This is a genomic window from Mycolicibacterium bacteremicum (assembly GCF_002086115.1).
Taxonomy (GTDB): Bacteria; Actinomycetota; Actinomycetes; order Mycobacteriales; family Mycobacteriaceae; genus Mycobacterium; species Mycobacterium bacteremicum.
The window spans coordinates 101,208-118,828 of record NZ_MVHJ01000012.1 but is presented as its reverse complement, the minus strand read 5'-3'; the positions used below and the strand labels follow the sequence as shown (position 1 = coordinate 118,828).

18 protein-coding genes are annotated in these 17,621 nt (G+C 67.9%); 10 read left to right on the top strand and 8 right to left on the bottom strand.

Annotated features, from left to right (window positions below; genetic code table 11):
- Window positions 1-48: 48 nt before the first annotated feature.
- Both BST17_RS16225 and BST17_RS16220 read left to right on the top strand, forming a co-directional pair.
- Window positions 49-1,008, top strand: coding sequence for a sigma-70 family RNA polymerase sigma factor (locus tag BST17_RS16225; RefSeq protein ID WP_083059789.1), 960 nt, complete (start codon window positions 49-51; stop codon window positions 1,006-1,008).
- 134 nt (window positions 1,009-1,142) lie between these two features.
- The gene (locus tag BST17_RS16220; RefSeq protein ID WP_083059787.1) at window positions 1,143-1,847 is read left to right on the top strand and encodes an iron-dependent transcriptional repressor DtxR; all 705 of its coding nucleotides are present in this window, start codon (window positions 1,143-1,145) and stop codon (window positions 1,845-1,847) included.
- Here the strand turns inward: BST17_RS16220 and BST17_RS16215 are convergent.
- The 3 genes from BST17_RS16215 to BST17_RS16205 all read right to left on the bottom strand — a co-directional run bounded on the left by BST17_RS16215 (window position 1,844) and on the right by BST17_RS16205 (window position 5,349).
- Entirely contained in the window at window positions 1,844-2,863 is a 1,020-nt protein-coding gene (locus BST17_RS16215; protein ID WP_083059893.1) for a DUF4192 domain-containing protein, read from the bottom strand. The two genes, BST17_RS16220 and BST17_RS16215, sit on opposite strands and share 4 nt — an antisense overlap.
- 91 nt (window positions 2,864-2,954) lie before the next feature.
- On the bottom strand, window positions 2,955-3,971 hold the full coding sequence (locus BST17_RS16210) for a hemolysin family protein (RefSeq protein ID WP_083059785.1): 1,017 nt from the start codon (window positions 3,969-3,971) through the stop codon (window positions 2,955-2,957).
- Window positions 3,964-5,349, bottom strand: a complete 1,386-nt coding sequence (locus BST17_RS16205; protein ID WP_083059784.1) for a hemolysin family protein — start codon at window positions 5,347-5,349, stop codon at window positions 3,964-3,966. The genes BST17_RS16210 and BST17_RS16205 overlap by 8 nt, the downstream gene beginning before the upstream one ends.
- 250 nt (window positions 5,350-5,599) lie before the next feature.
- Between BST17_RS16205 and sthA the strand changes: the two genes are divergently transcribed.
- From sthA to BST17_RS16190, 3 genes are all read left to right on the top strand, one after another.
- Window positions 5,600-7,015: a Si-specific NAD(P)(+) transhydrogenase gene (sthA, locus tag BST17_RS16200; protein ID WP_083059783.1), complete on the top strand. Its 1,416-nt coding sequence runs from the start codon at window positions 5,600-5,602 to the stop codon at window positions 7,013-7,015.
- Window positions 7,016-7,116: 101 nt separating this feature from the next.
- Window positions 7,117-8,118, top strand: a complete 1,002-nt coding sequence (locus BST17_RS16195; RefSeq protein ID WP_083059891.1) for a proteasome assembly chaperone family protein — start codon at window positions 7,117-7,119, stop codon at window positions 8,116-8,118.
- A gap of 26 nt (window positions 8,119-8,144) precedes the next feature.
- Window positions 8,145-9,167 carry an alpha/beta fold hydrolase gene (locus BST17_RS16190; RefSeq protein ID WP_083059889.1) on the top strand — a complete coding sequence of 341 codons (1,023 nt, stop codon included), beginning with the start codon at window positions 8,145-8,147 and terminating at the stop codon, window positions 9,165-9,167.
- A 14-nt stretch (window positions 9,168-9,181) separates the two neighbouring features.
- Here BST17_RS16190 and nrdR read toward each other — a convergent pair whose 3' ends face one another.
- From nrdR to BST17_RS16175, 3 genes are all read right to left on the bottom strand, one after another.
- Window positions 9,182-9,646 carry a transcriptional regulator NrdR gene (nrdR, locus tag BST17_RS16185; protein WP_083059887.1) on the bottom strand — a complete coding sequence of 155 codons (465 nt, stop codon included), beginning with the start codon at window positions 9,644-9,646 and terminating at the stop codon, window positions 9,182-9,184.
- Between the two features lie 100 nt (window positions 9,647-9,746).
- The gene (locus tag BST17_RS16180) at window positions 9,747-10,295 is read right to left on the bottom strand and encodes a LysM peptidoglycan-binding domain-containing protein (protein WP_083059781.1); all 549 of its coding nucleotides are present in this window, start codon (window positions 10,293-10,295) and stop codon (window positions 9,747-9,749) included.
- A 128-nt stretch (window positions 10,296-10,423) separates the two neighbouring features.
- Window positions 10,424-10,990 carry a TetR/AcrR family transcriptional regulator gene (locus BST17_RS16175; protein ID WP_083059779.1) on the bottom strand — a complete coding sequence of 189 codons (567 nt, stop codon included), beginning with the start codon at window positions 10,988-10,990 and terminating at the stop codon, window positions 10,424-10,426.
- Window positions 10,991-11,136: 146 nt separating this feature from the next.
- Here BST17_RS16175 and BST17_RS16170 point away from each other — a divergent pair, with 146 nt between their 5' ends.
- The 5 genes from BST17_RS16170 (at window position 11,137) to lexA (ending at window position 14,198) form a co-directional block, all read left to right on the top strand.
- Window positions 11,137-12,096, top strand: coding sequence for an oxygenase MpaB family protein (locus BST17_RS16170; protein ID WP_083059777.1), 960 nt, complete (start codon window positions 11,137-11,139; stop codon window positions 12,094-12,096).
- A gap of 21 nt (window positions 12,097-12,117) precedes the next feature.
- A complete protein-coding gene (locus tag BST17_RS16165; RefSeq protein WP_109750162.1) occupies window positions 12,118-12,573 on the top strand; it encodes a MarR family winged helix-turn-helix transcriptional regulator in 456 nt (151 codons plus the stop codon).
- The gene (locus BST17_RS16160) at window positions 12,570-12,992 is read left to right on the top strand and encodes an organic hydroperoxide resistance protein (protein ID WP_083059772.1); all 423 of its coding nucleotides are present in this window, start codon (window positions 12,570-12,572) and stop codon (window positions 12,990-12,992) included. The genes BST17_RS16165 and BST17_RS16160 overlap by 4 nt, the downstream gene beginning before the upstream one ends.
- A gap of 22 nt (window positions 12,993-13,014) precedes the next feature.
- Complete coding sequence (locus BST17_RS16155; protein ID WP_083059771.1) at window positions 13,015-13,461, top strand: DoxX family protein; 447 nt, start codon at window positions 13,015-13,017, stop codon at window positions 13,459-13,461.
- Between the two features lie 62 nt (window positions 13,462-13,523).
- On the top strand, window positions 13,524-14,198 hold the full coding sequence (gene lexA, locus BST17_RS16150; protein ID WP_083059769.1) for a transcriptional repressor LexA: 675 nt from the start codon (window positions 13,524-13,526) through the stop codon (window positions 14,196-14,198).
- Here the strand turns inward: lexA and BST17_RS16145 are convergent, their stop codons facing one another.
- Window positions 14,199-16,301 carry a sunset domain-containing protein gene (locus tag BST17_RS16145; protein WP_083059768.1) on the bottom strand — a complete coding sequence of 701 codons (2,103 nt, stop codon included), beginning with the start codon at window positions 16,299-16,301 and terminating at the stop codon, window positions 14,199-14,201.
- Between the two features lie 117 nt (window positions 16,302-16,418).
- A complete protein-coding gene (locus BST17_RS16140; protein ID WP_083059767.1) occupies window positions 16,419-17,576 on the bottom strand; it encodes an acyl-CoA dehydrogenase family protein in 1,158 nt (385 codons plus the stop codon).
- Window positions 17,577-17,621 lie beyond the last annotated feature (45 nt).

Below are 17,621 nucleotides of genomic sequence, written 5' to 3'. Positions count from 1 at the left end.
CCTCGGGCGTTGTACGCAGTGACAGTTCCGCCGAGCAGGAGGCCGTAAATGGCGATCGCCACCGCAAGCCGCATCGATTCCGATCTGGACGCCCAGAGCCCCGCCGCCGACCTGGTCCGCGTTTATCTCAACGGCATCGGCAAGACCGCGCTGCTCAATGCAGCCGACGAGGTCGAGCTGGCCAAGCGCATCGAAGCGGGCCTGTACGCACGGCACGTGTTGGACACCAAGAAGCGTCTCGGCGAGGCCAAGCGCCGCGACCTGGCCGCCGTGGTCCGTGACGGCGATGCCGCCCGCCGGCATCTGCTGGAGGCCAACCTGCGTCTGGTGGTGTCCCTGGCCAAGCGGTACACCGGCCGCGGTATGCCGCTGCTGGACCTCATCCAGGAGGGCAACCTCGGGCTGATCCGCGCGATGGAGAAGTTCGACTACGCCAAGGGATTCAAGTTCTCCACCTATGCCACCTGGTGGATCCGGCAGGCGATCACCCGCGGCATGGCCGACCAGAGCCGCACCATCCGGCTGCCCGTCCATCTGGTCGAGCAGGTCAACAAGCTGGCCCGGATCAAGCGCGAGATGCACCAGAACCTCGGCCGCGAGGCCACCGACGAGGAACTGGCCGAAGAGTCCGGGATCCCGGTCGAGAAGATCACCGACCTGTTGGAGCACAGCCGGGATCCGGTGAGCCTGGACATGCCGGTCGGCAGCGATGAAGAGGCCCCGCTGGGCGACTTCATCGAGGATGCCGAGGCGATGTCGGCCGAGAACGCCGTCATCTCCGAGCTGCTGCACACCGACATCCGGTACGTGCTGGCCACCCTGGACGAACGCGAGCAGCAGGTCATCCGGCTGCGTTTCGGTCTCGACGACGGCCAGCCACGCACCCTGGATCAGATCGGCAAGCTGTTCGGGCTGTCCCGCGAGCGGGTCCGTCAGATCGAGCGCGAAGTGATGTCGAAGCTGCGCAACGGGGACCGGGCCGAGCGCCTGCGGTCCTACGCCAGCTAGACCGAATCTTCCTCACCCGTGATGCCCGTCGCGTTCCGCGGCGGGCATCACAACGCTGTGGGGATGTTGGAACCCTGTTCAGACCACCGGACCGCTAGACTCGGGTGGTAATTGCAGGGCCTGGAAGGTAGGGCATGAACGATCTCATCGATACCACCGAGATGTACCTGCGGACCATCTATGACCTCGAGGAAGAGGGCGTGGTGCCGCTGCGGGCGCGCATCGCCGAACGTCTGGAGCAGAGCGGCCCGACCGTGAGTCAGACCGTGTCCCGGATGGAGCGCGACGGCCTGCTGCACGTCGCCGGCGACCGCCACCTCGAGCTCACCGAGAAGGGCCGCTACCTGGCCATCTCCGTCATGCGCAAGCACCGCCTGGCCGAGCGGCTGCTGGTCGACGTCATCGGCCTGCCATGGGAAGAAGTGCACGCCGAGGCATGCCGGTGGGAACACGTGATGAGCGAGGATGTCGAGCGCCGCCTGGTGCAGGTGCTCGACAACCCCACCACGTCGCCGTTCGGCAACCCGATTCCGGGCCTGTCCGAGCTCGGCTTCGGTGGGGCCGGCAACGGTGAGGACGCCAACCTGGTGCGCCTGACCGAACTGCCCGCCGGCTCGCCCGTGGCCGTCGTGGTGCGACAGCTGACTGAACACGTCCAGGGTGATGTCGAATTGATCGGCCGACTCAAGGACGCCGGGGTGGTTCCCAACGCCCGGGTGACCGTGCAGGCCAGCGATGATCCCGGCGATCAGGGCGGCGTCCTGATCCTCATTCCGGGGCATCAGGAAGTCGAACTCCCCCACCACATGGCGCACGCCGTCAAGGTCGAGAAGGTCTAACCGGCCCGCCTGCCGAACGTCAGCCGCGGGGGCAGCCGCACCCCGAGGGTGCCCGCCGCCCGGTAGCCCGACATCGCCAATTCACGGATCTGTTCCGGCCGCATCCCGGACTGCAACGCGCAGTCGAGCATGCCGGCCATCCGATGTCCCGGATCGAGGGTCACCGCGGCCGCCAGCGCGATCCCGGCCAGCGGCCCGTCACCGCGCGCGTACGCCGAAAAGGCAAGCAGCGTCAGCACTTCCTGCCGCCACGGGGCGGGCAGCACCCGGGCCAGCACACCCCACAGCGCCTCGGCATCGGCAGCCGCAGCACCGACCGCCAGGGCGTAGAGCATGTCGCGCACCCGCGGATCGCGTAGGGCCGCGACGACGGTGACGATCTCGTCGTCGGCCGGGTCTTCCCCGGCGCCCACCCGGGTGGCCAGGACGATCGCCGCCTCGATCGCGCGCCGCGCCGACCGGGCACTCGCCGACCCGCGGCGCACCGACCGCAACGCCTCGGCGATCCGCTCGCCGCGCGGGCCGTCGGACACCTCGATGACCGCCTGTAGGTCATCGCGGCGCCGGTAGAGCCGACGACCGTCCAGTACGGCGGCCGCGGCCAGTGGCGAGGACTCCGGGTCGTCGATGACACCGTGCGCGCCGCACCCACAGACGCAGGACCACCGCCCGCCGGCGACTATCCGGTCGACCAGCAGGACGGCCAGCAGGTCGATGCCCTCGTCGGCCATCGACATACCCAGATCGTCAGCCAGTGCCTCGTGATCGGCGGACCGCTCGTCGACGATCACCGCCACCGCGCCGTCGTGACCGGATGCGGCCACCACCTCGGCCAGGTGCGCGGTGTTGCCGACCAGTCCGGGTTCCAGGTCGACCCGCATGACGCAGCCCAGATCGCCACGGTCGAGGGTGACGACGGTCAACGAGTTCTCCGGGACAAATCCCAATACCGCCGGCAGCGCGGCGATCAGCGTTGCGGGTCGGCCGAGGTCGAATCCGCGAGGTTGTTCTGTCATGCGCTGATCGTGACCGCACCCGCCGACCGGGCCGGCCGACACCGACCCCGACGGCGGTGCGGCTGTGGATCAATCCGCGACTGTGGGTAACTCAGCTCGCGGCATCGGCCGTCGGCAGCAGTCGCTGCAACACGTCGGTCAGCGTGATCAATCCGAGGATGTGACCGTCGGTATCGGTGATCACCACCAGATGGTTGCGGGTCTCCCGCATGGTCCGCAGCGCGGCATAGGCCGGGGTCTCGGCTGCCATGGTGAGCGCCGGGCGCATCAGGTCGGCGGCCGTCGTCTCGGCGCCGGCGGCGACGGTGTCCCGGACGTGCACGACACCTTCGACCGTCCCGTTGTCGCGGACCAGCAGGCGCAGATGCCCGGTGCGCTTGGACTCGGCCTGGATCTCGACGCGGGTGGCCGCCGAACGCACGCTGCTGGGCGCGGCCCCGGTGCGCAACATGTCACCGACGGTGAGCGCCTGCAGTTCCAGCGCGCTGACCAGGTGGCCGTGATAGCGCTCGTCGAGTGTGCCGACGGTGGCCGAATGCTCGACAAGATGCCGCAGCGCGTCGGGATCCTGGCCGGTGGCGACCTGGTCGACCGGTTCGACGCCGACCTTGCGCAGACACCAGTTCGCCAACCGGTTCAGCGTGCCGATCAACGGACGGGTCACCCACATGAACGCCCGCATCGGCAGCGCCAGCATGGTTGCCGACCGCTCCGGGTGCGCGATGGCCCAGGACTTGGGGGCCATCTCACCCACCACCAGATGCAGGAAGGTGACGATGATCAGTGCCAGGACGAAACCACCGACATCCGCCAGCCAGGCCGGCGCTCCCCAGCCCGCGATGGCCGGCGTGAGCCAGTGGTGCACAGCGGGTTTGGTGATGGCGCCCAGCGCCAGGGTGCAGATGGTGATGCCCAGCTGCGACCCGGCCAGCAGCACCGAGAGCTCGGAGGCCGAGCGCAGTGCCGCGCGCGCCGAGCGACTGCGCGGGGCCGCGTCTTCGAGTCGGTGACGGCGCGCCGCGATCAGGGCGAACTCCACGGCCACGAAGAAGGCGCTGGCCGCGATCAGCCCGATGGTGACCAGTACGACGGTCCAGGGGTTACTCATCGGCGGCCCCCTCCTCCTCGGGTTCGACGGGTATGTCGACCACGGTCACCAGAACGCTTGCCGGAACATGCTTTTCGACCGCCTGCACGGTCGCGTCGAGGCGCCGGCGCAGCGGCGGATGATCGGCGATCAGCTCGTACGGTTCGACTCCCAGGTCGACCGAGATGCTGTCGCCGACGGCGGGCAGACCACCGAATTCGGCGATCAGCAGACCGGACAGGGTTTCGTAGTCGCCCTCGGGCAGGTCGTGTCCGACGGTGCGGCTGAGCTCGTCGAGAGCCACGTCTCCGCGCACCAGCCAGCCGTCCCCACTGGCCACGATGTCGTCATCGGCGCTGTCGATATCGTGTTCGTCGTCGATCTCGCCGACCAGTTCCTCGGCGAGGTCCTCGACGGTCAGTACGCCGGCGAATCCGCCGTATTCGTCGATCACCAAGGCCATCTCGTCGTGGGCTTCCGTCAGCGAGCGCAGCGCGACCGGTAAGGGCAGCGTCTCGGGCACGATCACCGCGGGGCGACACGAGGTGCCCGCCGTCGCGGACGGATCGGCCACGCCCAGCAGATCGTGCAGATGCACCACACCGACCAGGTCGTCGGGCGACTCGCCGATCACCGGGTACCGGGTATGCCCGGTGGCCATCTTGGCCAGCACCGCCTCCACCGGTTCATCGGCTCCGACGACATCGACGCGGGCACGCGGGATCATCGCGTGTTCGGTGGTGCGGGTCGGGAAGTCCAGGATGCGATCGAGCAGGGTGGACAGCTCCTCGGGGATGTCGCCGGCCTGCCGCGAGTCGGCGACGATGTGCTCCAGATCGCGTGCGGTGGCCGAGTGTTCGACATCGTGTACCGGTTCGATGCGCAGCGCACGCAACAACAGGTTCGAGGACGCATCGAACAGCTTGATCAGCCAGCCGAACACCCCGAGATAGATGTTGGTGGACAGCGCCAACCGGCGGGCCACCGGCTCGGGCCGGGCGATGGCCAGGTTCTTCGGGAACAGCTCGCCGAAGACCATCTGCACCACCGTGGAGAACACCATGGCGAGCACGGTGCCGATCGCGATACCGACGGCCAGCGGGACACCGACACCGCCGAGCAACTGGCCCATCCCCTCGCCGATCAGTGGTTCGGCGACATAGCCGACCAGCAGACCGGTGACGGTGATACCCAGCTGAGCGCCGGACAGCATGAACGAGGTGCGCCGGGTGACCTGCAGTGCCCGGGCGGCCCCGCTGTCACCGGCCTCGGCGCGCGCCTTGAGCCGCGACCGGTCCACCGCCATGTAGGCGAACTCCTGGGCGACGAAGTAGCCGGTCAACGCCGTGATGGCGGATACCACCAGAATGCCGGCGAGGATTCCGAGCGCGGTCAGCATCGGATCGCCAGGGCGGCGCGGTGGGGCTGGTCGGTGCCGGCCTCAGCGGGTCGGCGGCGGGGTCTTCGGGGTTTGCGCTTGGCGCGTCGCATTGTGCTCTCTGTGTGGTCGGAAACTCCGTCACGATGACAGACGAACGGTACCGCCGGGAAGTTCCCGGACAGCGAAATTTCGCCCGGCCGGAAATGTTCACACGGATTTTGCCGTCCACGGCGTGCGCGGCCACCGGCGCGGGCGTAGGACTGCACCCATGGCATCCACGCAGGACTACGACCTCGTCGTCATCGGCTCCGGACCGGGTGGCCAGAAGGCCGCCATCGCCGCGGCCAAGTTGGGCAGATCGGTGGCGGTGATCGAACGCGGACGCATGCTCGGCGGGGTCTGCGTGAACACCGGCACCATCCCGAGTAAGACCCTGCGCGAGGCCGTCGTCTACCTCACCGGGATGAACCAGCGCGAGCTCTACGGGGCCAGCTACCGGGTCAAGGAGAAAATCACCCCCGCCGACCTGCTGGCCCGCACCCAGCACGTCATCGGCAAGGAGATCGATGTGGTGCGGTCCCAGCTGATGCGCAACCGGGTGGAGCTCTACGTCGGGCACGCCCGCTTCGTCGACGCGCACACCATCGATGTGCAGGATCCGGGCCGGGCCGAGCGCGTCACGGTGAGCGGCCGCAAATTCGTCATCGCCACCGGCACCAAACCGGCCCGGCCCGGCGGGGTGGACTTCGACGACCACCGGGTGCTCGATTCCGACGGCATCCTCGACCTCAAGACCATCCCGACCTCGATGGTGGTGGTCGGCGCCGGCGTCATCGGGATCGAGTACGCCTCGATGTTCGCCGCGTTGGGCACCAAGGTGACCGTGGTCGAGAAGCGTGCCAACATGCTGGAGTTCTGCGATCCCGAGATCATCGAGTCGTTGAAGTTCCACCTGCGCGATCTGGCGGTGACGTTCCGCTTCGGCGAGGAGGTGACCGCCGTCGACGTCGGGGCGGCCGGGACCGTCACCACACTGGCCAGCGGCAAGCAGATCCCGGCCGAGACGGTGATGTATTCCGCGGGCCGCCAGGGTCAGACCGCCGAACTGGATCTGCCCGACGCCGGTCTGGAGGCCGACGACCGCGGCCGGATCTTCGTCGATGACAACTACCAGACCAAGGTGGACCACATCTACGCCGTCGGTGATGTGATCGGCTTTCCCGCACTGGCCGCGACCTCCATGGATCAGGGCCGGCTGGCCGCCTATCACGCGTTCGGCGAACCATGCCACGCGATGACCGACTTGCAGCCGATCGGCATCTACTCCATTCCCGAGGTGTCCTATGTCGGGGCCACCGAGGTGGATCTGACCAAGGGCTCGGTGCCGTATGAGGTCGGGGTGTCGCGCTATCGCGAACTGGCCCGCGGCCAGATCGCCGGAGACTCCTACGGCATGCTCAAGCTGCTGGTCTCCACCGAGGACCTGCGGCTGCTCGGCGTGCACATCTTCGGCACCAATGCCACCGAGATGGTGCACATCGGTCAGGCGGTGATGGGCTGCGGGGGCACCATCGAGTATCTGGTCGATGCGGTGTTCAACTACCCGACCTTCTCCGAGGCCTACAAGGTCGCCGCCCTGGACGTGATGAACAAATTGCGCGCACTCAGCCAATTCCGGAACTGACGGGACTTAGCGCCGCCTGCGCGGTGTTGCACGGATGTCGGGGGTACCCATGGAGCGGTCCCGGCACCGTGCGAGACACTAGTGAACAGGAGGTGAACCTGATGGCCGATTCCCAGGAGCAGCACTACCAGCCCGAGCAGAACGGGATGTACGAGCTGGAGTTCCCCGCACCGCAGCTGTCTGCCGTCGATGGCAGCGGACCGGTTCTGATCCATGCGCTGGAGGGATTCTCCGACGCCGGACATGCCATCCGGCTGGCCGCCGAGCACCTCAAGAACACCCTGGACACCGAACTGGTCGCCTCCTTCGCGATCGATGAGCTGCTGGACTACCGGTCGCGGCGGCCCTTGATGACCTTCAAGACCGATCACTTCAGCGGCTACGACCAGCCCGAGCTGAACCTGTATGCCCTGCACGACAGCGTCGGGACACCGTTCCTGCTGCTGGCTGGCCTGGAACCGGACCTGCGGTGGGAGCGGTTCGTCACCGCGGTGCGCCTGCTGGCCGAGCGGCTCGGCGTGCGGCAGACGATCGGTCTGGGCACCATCCCGATGGCCGTCCCGCACACCCGGCCGGTGACGCTGACCGCGCATTCGCCCAATTCGGAGTTGATCGCCGACCACACCCCGTGGGTCGGCGAGGTGCAGGTCCCGGCCAGCGTGTCGAGCCTGCTGGAGTTCCGGATGGGTCAGCACGGTCACGACGCGCTCGGGTTCACCGTGCACGTGCCGCATTACCTGGCCCAGACCGCCTATCCCCCGGCCGCCGAGACACTGCTGGCCGAGGCCGCCCGCGCCGGTTCGCTGCAGATCCCGCTCGCCGCGCTCGGCGAGGCGGCGGTCGAGGTGCACACCAAGATCAACGAACAGGTCGAGGCCAGTGCCGAGGTCGCTCAAGTGGTGAGCGCACTCGAGCGTCAGTACGATGCATTCGTTGCCGCACAGGAGAATCGTTCGCTGCTGGCCCGCGATGAGGATCTGCCCAGCGGCGACGAGTTGGGAGCGGAGTTCGAGCGTTTCCTTGCCCAGCAGGATGCTCAGCAGGACGACAACAACAGGGGCGGCTTCCCCGACAGTTTCCCGGACGGAGACGACCGGACCTGAGCCCGCTCCGGCGAGGAGTGGCGCAGATGGCCGACCCGAAACCCGCTCTGCGCAGCGTGCGCACGGACACTCCGACCCTGCGGTTCCGCACCATCCATGGGTATCGCCGCGCGTACCGGATCGCCGGGTCCGGGCCCGCCGTGCTGCTGATCCACGGCATCGGTGACAACTCGACGACCTGGCACACCGTGCAGACGATGCTGGCCCGCCGGTTCACCGTGATCGCCCCCGACCTGCTGGGCCACGGCCAGTCCGACAAGCCGCGTGCCGATTACTCGGTGGCTGCCTACGCCAACGGGATGCGTGATCTGCTCAGCGTGCTCGACGTCGACCGGGTGACGGTGGTCGGCCATTCCCTCGGCGGCGGGGTGGCCATGCAATTCGCTTACCAGTTCCCGCAATTGGTGGATCGGCTGGTGCTGGTCGGGGCCGGCGGGGTCACCAGGGACGTGAACATCGCGCTGCGGATCGCCGCGCTGCCCGGGGTCAGCGAGTCACTGGCCCTGTTGCGCCTTCCATTGGTGCTGCCCGCTCTGCAGGCGCTCGGCCGGGCCGGCGGCGCGGTGTTCGGGTCCACGGGCGTGGGCCGCGACCTGCCCGACATGTTGCGGGTGCTCGCGGATCTGCCCGAGCCGACGGCGTCGTCGGCATTCGCCAGGACGCTGCGCGCGGTGGTGGACTGGCGGGGGCAGGTGGTCACCATGCTCGATCGATGTTATTTGACCGAATCGGTTCCGGTGCAATTGATCTGGGGCCGGCAGGATTCGGTGATCCCGGTGGCGCACGCGCACCTCGCGCATGCGGCGATGCCGGGGTCGGACCTGGAGATCTTCGAGCGGTCCGGGCATTTCCCGTTCCATGATGATCCCGATCGGTTCGTTGCGATCATCGAACGGTTCGTCGACACCACGGTGCCCGCCGTGCACGACCAGGAATTGTTGCGTTCGCTGTTGCGCACCGGGATCAGTGAGCGCGCGATCACCGGTCCGCTGGGCACGCGGGTCGCCGTTCTCGATGCGATGGGCGCCGACGAGCGCAGCGCCACCTGACGCTGGTCCGAGACTCAGCCGGAGGTGCCGACGCTGCGGTGTGCGCGTAGCGCCTCGATCTCGCGCTCGAAGTCCTCGGCCGAGGAGAAGGACCGGTAGACCGAGGCGAATCGCAGGTAGGCGACCTCGTCGAGATCGCGCAGCGGGCCCAGGATGGCCAATCCGACCTCATTGCTGGGGATTTCCGGGGAGCCCGCGGCGCGCACCGCGTCTTCCACCTGTTGGGCAAGCAGATTCAGCGCGTCATCGTCGACCTGGCGCCCCTGGCATGCGCGCCGCACACCCTTGATGACCTTTTCGCGGCTGAACGGTTCGGTGACGCCGCTGCGCTTGACGACGGCCAGCACCGCGGTCTCCACGGTGGTGAAACGCCGTCCGCATTCCGGGCAGGACCGCCGGCGGCGGATGGCCTGGCCCTCATCGGTTTCGCGGGAATCGACGACACGCGAATCCGGATGACGACAGAACGGACAGTGCATCACCGCTCCTTCGCCACACCACAGGTGCACCAGATTTGACGCTTCCGAGCGTACCTGGATGGTGCGGGTTCGGTGCGACCCCGTGCCGATGTGCACGGTGTCAGCCGATGGGCGCGATCAACGTCTGCCCGACACGCACCGCACCGGAGTCGAGCTTGTTCAGTTCCCGGATGCGTTCGACGACCGACTCCGCCGGGACATCCGGGGCGACCCGGGCGGCGATGCTCTGCAACGTCTCACCGGTCTGCACCTCGACCACGGACAGCCGGGTGGGCATCTGCACCGACTGCTCGGCGCCGGCCCCGCCGACCTGGGCGACGAGCCCGAGCCACAGCGTGAAGGCACCGGCCAGCAGTGCCAGCAGCACCGTGGCGACCGGGGTGATCGGGCGGCGCCGGTGTGATGCCCGCGACATCAGGACGCCGGTGCCACGATGACCCAGCGGGGCGCCGGCGGGTCGACGGGTCTGCGGGCGGCGCCGCCGCACCACGACATCGCGCGGCAACGGCCACACCTCGGCGGCCGAGGAGGCCCTGCGCTGCACTTCACGGCGGTGCACGGTGGCCGGTTCCCGGATATCCCGGATGTCGCGGATGTCCCGGCCGTCCCGGCCGTCCCGGATGTCACTGCGCGCTTCGAGAATCGTCATGGCCCTGCCTCCTCGTGGTGGTGTTCGCTTCTATGTTCGAACGATAGTCGATCATGTGTTCGATGAATAGAACACGTGATCGAACTGTTAGCGAACGATAGCGGCGACCACCGACAAGTCCGGTCGACTCAACCGGCAGCGCCGGCCAACAGCCCGGTGGAGGCGAACTTCAGACCACGGCGCAGTTCGTCCAGGCTGATCGGGTCGCCACTCTCGATGTAGCGCAAGGTGGTCGCCACCGCCATGTTGTAGAACAACCAGGCCAGCGCCCGCGGGTTGAGGTCGGCGCGGTACCGGTCGCGATAGTGGCCCATGTGCAGCGTGGCCATCGCCAGCAGCGTCGCATTCAGCCCGGAGACATTGTCGAAGGTGCGCACATGGTCGGGCCGTTCGGCCAGATAGCGGATCAGCCGGCGGTTGGCGATCGTGAAGTCGATCAGGATGTCAATGGAGGACTCCATGGCCGTCTCCGGCTCGGCCATCGTCACCGCGGCCAGCATGTCCTCGATCGCCGGCGCCTGCTCGGCGGCCAGCTTCTCGATGGCCGCGTCGATGATCTCCTCCTTGTTGGCGAAGTACTGGTAGATCGACCCCTTGCTGATGCCGGCCCGCTCGGCAACGGCGTTGGTGGTCAGCCGCTCGGGGTCGGTCCGGCGCAGCAGAACGGCGGCAGTGTCCACTATTTTTGCGACCATCTCCCTGGATCGCTCCTGCTTCGGCAACTTTCGACGTGTTGAAATGGGCTTTTCGAAGCTCAACCGGGCCTCCTAACGCGACTTGAATGCGACCTTTCGGTCATATTAGCGTCGGCGCACCGCTAACCGAGGAGGTGTCGGCAGCCATGACTGCGACCACGGACCGACCAGTCCCAGATATCGACGAACCCGGCGCACCGGAGTTGGTGCCGCTGGATTCACTGACCGCCGAGCACACCGGGCGATGGACCTTCCTCATCGTCGACGGGGCGGCGTTCATGATGCAGGCAATGGAGCCCGTGATCGCCGAGATCACCGGTCGCTACTCGGCGGCGTTCCACGGTGATCCGGGCGGCCGCGCCATCCGGTCCATCGATTCGGTGTTGCGCTGGACCTACGGCGGCACCGAGGCGGTGGCCGAGGGCAACCGCGTGCGCGCCATGCACCAGCCGATCACCATGCAGAGCACGGCCACCGGCAAGCAGATCAGCGCGCTCAATCCGCAGTCATATCAATGGGTGATCGCGACCGGCTACATCGTCACCGCCCGGGGCGGCCGGCTGCTGATCGGCCGTGAGTTCACCGAGGACGAGAAGGTCGAACTGCTGCGCGACAACCGCAGACTTGCCCGGTTGTTGCACGTACCGATGCGCGACTACCCGCAGACGCCGGCCGAGATGGACGCCTACTTCGAATCCTGGGTCGACCGACTGGAGGCGACACCGCAGGCACTGCAGCTGATCAACGAGATGAAGACCGGCAAGGTCGATCTGCCGCCCTCGGTACCCAGACTGCTGCATGCGCCGGCTCGCCGGCTGCTGCGCCCGGGCTTGCGGTTGAACTATCTGTCCGTCGTCGGCCTGCTCGACCCCCGGCTGCGCCGCACGCTCGGTGTCACCTGGAGCGCAGCCGAGGAACGGCAGCTGCAGCGCATCTATGCGGTGATCCGCACCGTCTACCGGGTACTGCCGGACCGGCTCACCTACTTCCCACTGGCCTACCACGCGCGCAAACATCACAAGTGCCTACAGAAGATGACGCAGCGCCAGCAGAAGTCGTTCGCCTACCGCCTTTCGGGCCAACCCCCTTCAATTGCGCACAATTAAATTGTGAACTACCGTCGAGTCGTGCATGCCGGCCGACTCGACGAACAACTGTGCTTCGCGCTGTATTCGGCGTCACGGATGGTCACCGCGGCATACCGCCCACTGCTCGACGAACTGGGCATCACCTACCCGCAGTACCTCGTCCTGCTGGTGCTCTGGGAGGAACAGCAGTGCTCCATCGGCCACCTCGGCGACCGGCTACACCTCGATTCCGGCACGTTGTCCCCGCTGCTGAAGCGCCTGGAAGCAGCCGGACTCGTAGAACGTCGCCGCGCCGCCGACGACGAGCGCCGCGTCGAGGTGAACCTGACGCCCGCCGGCCAGGCACTGGAAGAACAGGCCGCCTGCATACCCGAACGCCTGCTGGCCGCCACGGACGCATCGGCCGACGACATCGCCGCGCTGCGCGATGTGCTGCGCGGGTTGGTCGATCAACTCGGTGCGCCGCAGCGACAACCCACGGAAGGAAAACGATGAAGACGCTCTACACCGCCGAGGCGCTCGCCACCGGCGAAGGACGCGACGGCCACGGCCGCACCTCCGACGGCAAGGTCGATGTCGCCCTTGCCATCCCCAAGGAGATGGGCGGGTCGGGTGTCGGCACCAATCCCGAACAGTTGTTCGCCGTCGGCTACGCGGCGTGCTTTCACTCGGCGCTGCGCCTGGTCGGCCGCGAACGCAAGGCCGATGTCGACGATTCCGCGGTGGGTGCCAAGGTGGTGCTCGGTGCCGACGAGGACGGCGCCTTCGGCCTGGCCGTCGAGCTGGAGATCGTGCTGCCCAATGTCGACCCCGACACCGCCCGGGAGTTGGCCGAGGCCGCCCACCGGGTCTGCCCCTACTCCAATGCCACCCGCGGCAACATCGAGGTGACCCTGACGGTGACCGATGAGTGAGCGACCGATGAGTGAGCGACCGATGAGTGAGCGACCGACGAGTGAGCGACCGACCAGTGAGCTCCCTCCCCCACCTCCCACGACGCGCCCCCGCATCATCGCCCGGCTGGCGTTGGCCGGGGCCATGATCTTCGCCGGTTTCAGCCATCTGTTCTGGGCCCGCGAGGAATTCCGGGCCCAGGTGCCCACCTGGGTGCCGATGGACGCCGACGGGGTCGTGATGGCCTCGGGCGGGGTCGAGATCACCCTCGGCGTCGGGCTGGCGCTGCTGCGCCGCGACCGCGTGCTGGTGGGCCGGCTGCTCGCGGCGTTCTTCGTGCTGATCTTCCCCGGCAACCTGGCCCAGTACCTCAACCACGCCGACGGATTCGGACTCGACACCGACACCAAGCGGCTGGTGCGCCTGTTCTTCCAGCCGGTGCTCATCCTCTGGGCGCTGTGGTCCACCGGGATACCGCGCCGCCGCTGAGCCGCGACACGCCCTCGAACACATGTTTGATTATCGGCGGGTCTGCGACTACATTCGGCCTCATGAGCGAGAGCAGCGAGACCCCTGAGGCACGCTCCGGACTGACCGAGCGTCAGCGCACCATCCTGGAGGTCATCCGCACATCGGTGACCACCCGCGGCTACCCGCCGAGCATCCGTGAGATCGGGGATGCCGTCGGGTTGACGTCCACCTCCTCGGTGGCGCACCAGTTGCGCACCCTGGAACGCAAGGGCTATCTGCGCCGCGACCCGAACCGTCCGCGCGCGGTCGACGTTCGCGGCGCCGACGATGCCGTGACGCCCGTCGTGGGCACCGACGTGGCCGGGTCCGACACCCTTCCGGAACCGACCTTCGTCCCGGTGCTCGGGCGGATCGCCGCCGGTGGACCCATCCTGGCCGAGGAAGCCGTCGAGGATGTGTTCCCACTCCCCCGCGAGCTGGTCGGCGAGGGTTCGCTGTTCCTGCTGAAGGTCGTCGGCGAATCGATGATCGACGCGGCCATCTGCGATGGCGACTGGGTGGTGGTGCGTCAGCAGAACGTGGCCGACAACGGCGACATCGTCGCGGCGATGATCGACGGCGAGGCCACCGTGAAGACCTTCAAGCGGACCAAGGGTCAGGTGTGGCTGATGCCGCACAACCCGGCGTTCGAACCGATCGACGGTAACGACGCCGTGGTGCTCGGCAAGGTCGTCACCGTGCTCCGCAAGGTCTGATCAGTCGGCCCGCACGAAACCGTTCGCGCGGGCGAACTCCTCACTGGCGAACCAGATCTCGGCCTCGGTGTCGCGGTAGCCACGGCTGCCCGGCGCCCAGTAGAGGCCGGTCTTGGTGTCGGCCTTGATCGGATAGCCCTCCGGCGCGCGGTAACGGTCGGTGGTGGCCAACCGCATCGAGGTCCAGCCGGCGTCCTCGTCCTCATCGGCCGCGGCCGCGGCGGCGTGACGGCCGCTGGGCACCTCGGGCTCATAGGACACCACCGTCGTCGGCGGCTCGAATTCGAGATCCGGTGCCGGCTCGGGTTCGACGGTCGGCATCTCGATCCGGGTCGGCGCGGTGTCCACGGCGTCCTCGTCGGCACCGAACTCCGGTGCGGCGGTGGCCGCTTCGAGCTCGGCGGCGTACTCGTCCTCGTCCACCTCGTCATAGTCGTCGCGGTCATCGGAGGCATCCGGATAACCGTCGGCGCCATAACCGTCGGCCTCGTAGTCGTCGGCCTCGTATTGGGATGCAGCGGCCGCGGGCTCATCGTCGACGCGAGCCACGGTGAAGGACTGGGTGCCCTCGGTCGGCGGCACACCGGCCCACGGGCTCTGCGGCGGCGCCGGGGTGTACCCACCGTCGCGGGGCGAATCGAACTCGTCATCGCGCTGGTCGTAGCCCCCGCCATATCCGTCATAGCCGCGGTCGTACGGATCGTCGAGGTGATCACCGAACGGGTCGTCCCCGCGGGTGCGCCGGTTGCGCAGCACCGCGACGGCGATGACCGCGATCAGACCCACCAGCGGGATGAGGCCGAGCAGCCACCACCAACGCCACGTGTACCACTTGTCACCGTCCTCGGACGTACCTGCCTGGGGTGCGTCACCCGCGGGCGCCTGCGGCGCACCGGCCCCGGGCACCTCCAGACCGGCCAGCTGCGACTGCAGCCCGGCCGGTTCGGTGCTGAACCGGTTGGCGGCCTTGTCCCAGGAGATGGCGCCGCCGCTGAACTGCTGGTTGATGACCCCGCCGTTATCGGTCTGATCGCTCTTGGGGGCACCGAGTTCCCCGGTGGCACCGCCCAGCTTCTGCCAGGCCGCGTTCATCGCACCGCGCACGATGACGGCGCCGAAGTCGGGGGTCCAGAAGATGACCGGCTTGTCCTCCGCGGCGAACGGCACCACCGCACTCTGCGGGGCCAGGCCGCCATCGGCCTCACTGGCGGTGGGGAAACCCAGATCACCGGTCGGCCCGCCGACACTCTCGTACTTGGCCAGCACCTGGCCGGTCACCACGTTGGCTCCGGTGGCCGGGCTGTAGAAGATCTTGCCGCCGGCGTAGTTCTGGCCGACGCCGTCGGCGCCGATCGCGTATTGCGCGCCTTCCTCGGCGCCCAGCGGGCCGAGCGCGCCGCCGGCCGCACGCCGGGCCGCCGCGATCGCCGAGGTGGCGTCCGAGGGCACCGCGACGGCGCCGAGTTGGGCGGCCAGCTCGGGCGGGGTGGTGGTGAAGGCCCGGGTCTTGCGGTCCCAGGAGATCTCACCGCCGGTGAACTTCTGCGAGATCACATCGCCGTTGGTCGTCTCGTCGTCGGCCGGCACGCCGAGCACCCCGGCCGACCCGCCCAGGGTGTCCCAGGCGCTGTTGATCGCCCCGCGGACCACCCGCGCACCGGTGTCCGGGGTCCAGAAGATGACCGGGCTGTCGGGGGCGTTGAACGTGACGTTGCGGCTGTTGGCCGCGCGGCCGGCACCCTCGTCGATGGTCGGGAAACCCAGATCGCCGGTGGGGCCGCCGAGGGATTCGTACTTCTCCAGGATGGCGCCCGACATGATGTGTGCCCCGGTCTCCGGGGTGAAGAAGATCTTGCCGCCGGCGAAGTTCTGGCCGAACCCGGCACCGGCCGGATATACCCCGCCGTCCTTGGGACCGAGCGGGCCGGCCGGACCGCCGCCGGCCGTCTCCCACGCCGCGGTGATCGCCGCGTCGGCGTCACTCTCCGGTGTCGCGGAAACCTGCGGCGCCAGCAGCACCGTCGCGGTCATCAGCCCGGCACTCACCAGCACTGCCGCCGCCCGCCCGGCCAGATTGCCCAGCCGGGTTCGCTGCCTGGTCATTCGGTCCTCCCGGAAGTCGTGCAAAACCCCACGAAAGTATCGTGTTCGTCAACTCTGCGACAGTTCTGTACGAACTCGTGGGATATCGCCACCTGCACCGACGGCGTGTCGGGCCTGCTAGACCCCCAGGCTGCGGCCGATGATCTCCTTCATGATCTCGGTGGTCCCGCCGTAGATCGTCTGGATCCGCGAGTCCAGGAAGGCCCGCGCGATCGGGTATTCGCGCATGTAGCCGTAGCCGCCGTGCAACTGCAGGCAGCGGTCCACCAGGCGGACCTGCGCCTCGGTGCTGTACCACTTGGCCATCGCGGCCTGCTCGACGGTGAGTTTGCGGTCCAGGTGCAGCTTGATGAACTCGTCGACCATGACCCGGATCGCGGTCGTCTCGGTGGCCAGCTCGGCAAGGGTGAACCGGCTGTTCTGGAAGCTGCCGATCGGCTTGCCGAAGGCCTTGCGCTCCTTGGTGTACTGCAGGGTCTGCTCCAGTGCGGATTCCATCGCCGCGGCCGCCATCACGGCGATGCTGATGCGCTCCTGCGGCAGGTTCTGCATCAGGTACAGAAAGCCCATGCCCTCCTGGCCGAGCAGGTTGTCCACCGGAACCCGGACGTCGGTGAAGGACAACTCGGCGGTGTCCTGCGCTTCGAGGCCGATCTTGTCCAGGTGCCTGCCGCGCTCGAAGCCCTCCATACCGCGCTCGACGACCAGCAGCGAGAAGCCCTGTGCGCCCTTGTCGGGATCGGTGCAGGCCACCACGATCACCAGATCGGCGTGAATACCGTTGGTGATGAACGTCTTCGACCCGTTGAGGACGAAGTGGTCACCGTCGCGGACGGCACGGGTCTTGATCCCCTGCAGGTCGCTGCCGGTGCCCGGCTCGGTCATTGCGATCGCCGTGATCAATTCACCGCTGCAGAATCCGGGCAGCCAACGCTGCTTCTGCTCCTCGGTGGCCAACTCGATCAAGTAGGGCGCGATGACGTCGTTCTGCAGCGTGAAGCCCAGCCCGCTGTGCCGGCCCGCGCTGGTCTCCTCGGTGATGACGACGTTGTACCGGAAGTCCGGATTGCCGCCACCGCCGTACTCCTCGGGCACGGCCATGCCGAGAAAGCCCTGCTTGCCGGCCTCGCGCCAGACCTCGCGGTCGACGATCTTGGCCTTCTCCCATTCCTCCTGGAAGGGCGCGGCGTGCCGCTCCAGGAATGCGCGGTAGGACTCGCGGAACAGGTCGTGCTCGGGCTCGAAGAGCGTGCGGTCGTATTTGACGGCGCCCATTTGTGACCTCCGGTACTGGGTAAACGGTGTGTGGCGCCCAACATA

Coding starts and splice junctions, on each gene's coding strand:
- BST17_RS16225 (WP_083059789.1), top strand. CDS start 49: ATGGCGATCGCCACCGCAAGCCGCATCGATTCCGATCTGGACGCCCAG.
- BST17_RS16220 (WP_083059787.1), top strand. CDS start 1,143: ATGAACGATCTCATCGATACCACCGAGATGTACCTGCGGACCATCTAT.
- BST17_RS16215 (WP_083059893.1), bottom strand. CDS start 2,863: ATGACAGAACAACCTCGCGGATTCGACCTCGGCCGACCCGCAACGCTG.
- BST17_RS16210 (WP_083059785.1), bottom strand. CDS start 3,971: ATGAGTAACCCCTGGACCGTCGTACTGGTCACCATCGGGCTGATCGCG.
- BST17_RS16205 (WP_083059784.1), bottom strand. CDS start 5,349: ATGCTGACCGCGCTCGGAATCCTCGCCGGCATTCTGGTGGTATCCGCC.
- sthA (WP_083059783.1), top strand. CDS start 5,600: ATGGCATCCACGCAGGACTACGACCTCGTCGTCATCGGCTCCGGACCG.
- BST17_RS16195 (WP_083059891.1), top strand. CDS start 7,117: ATGGCCGATTCCCAGGAGCAGCACTACCAGCCCGAGCAGAACGGGATG.
- BST17_RS16190 (WP_083059889.1), top strand. CDS start 8,145: ATGGCCGACCCGAAACCCGCTCTGCGCAGCGTGCGCACGGACACTCCG.
- nrdR (WP_083059887.1), bottom strand. CDS start 9,646: ATGCACTGTCCGTTCTGTCGTCATCCGGATTCGCGTGTCGTCGATTCC.
- BST17_RS16180 (WP_083059781.1), bottom strand. CDS start 10,295: ATGACGATTCTCGAAGCGCGCAGTGACATCCGGGACGGCCGGGACGGC.
- BST17_RS16175 (WP_083059779.1), bottom strand. CDS start 10,990: ATGGTCGCAAAAATAGTGGACACTGCCGCCGTTCTGCTGCGCCGGACC.
- BST17_RS16170 (WP_083059777.1), top strand. CDS start 11,137: ATGACTGCGACCACGGACCGACCAGTCCCAGATATCGACGAACCCGGC.
- BST17_RS16160 (WP_083059772.1), top strand. CDS start 12,570: ATGAAGACGCTCTACACCGCCGAGGCGCTCGCCACCGGCGAAGGACGC.
- BST17_RS16155 (WP_083059771.1), top strand. CDS start 13,015: ATGAGTGAGCGACCGACGAGTGAGCGACCGACCAGTGAGCTCCCTCCC.
- lexA (WP_083059769.1), top strand. CDS start 13,524: ATGAGCGAGAGCAGCGAGACCCCTGAGGCACGCTCCGGACTGACCGAG.
- BST17_RS16145 (WP_083059768.1), bottom strand. CDS start 16,301: ATGACCAGGCAGCGAACCCGGCTGGGCAATCTGGCCGGGCGGGCGGCG.
- BST17_RS16140 (WP_083059767.1), bottom strand. CDS start 17,576: ATGGGCGCCGTCAAATACGACCGCACGCTCTTCGAGCCCGAGCACGAC.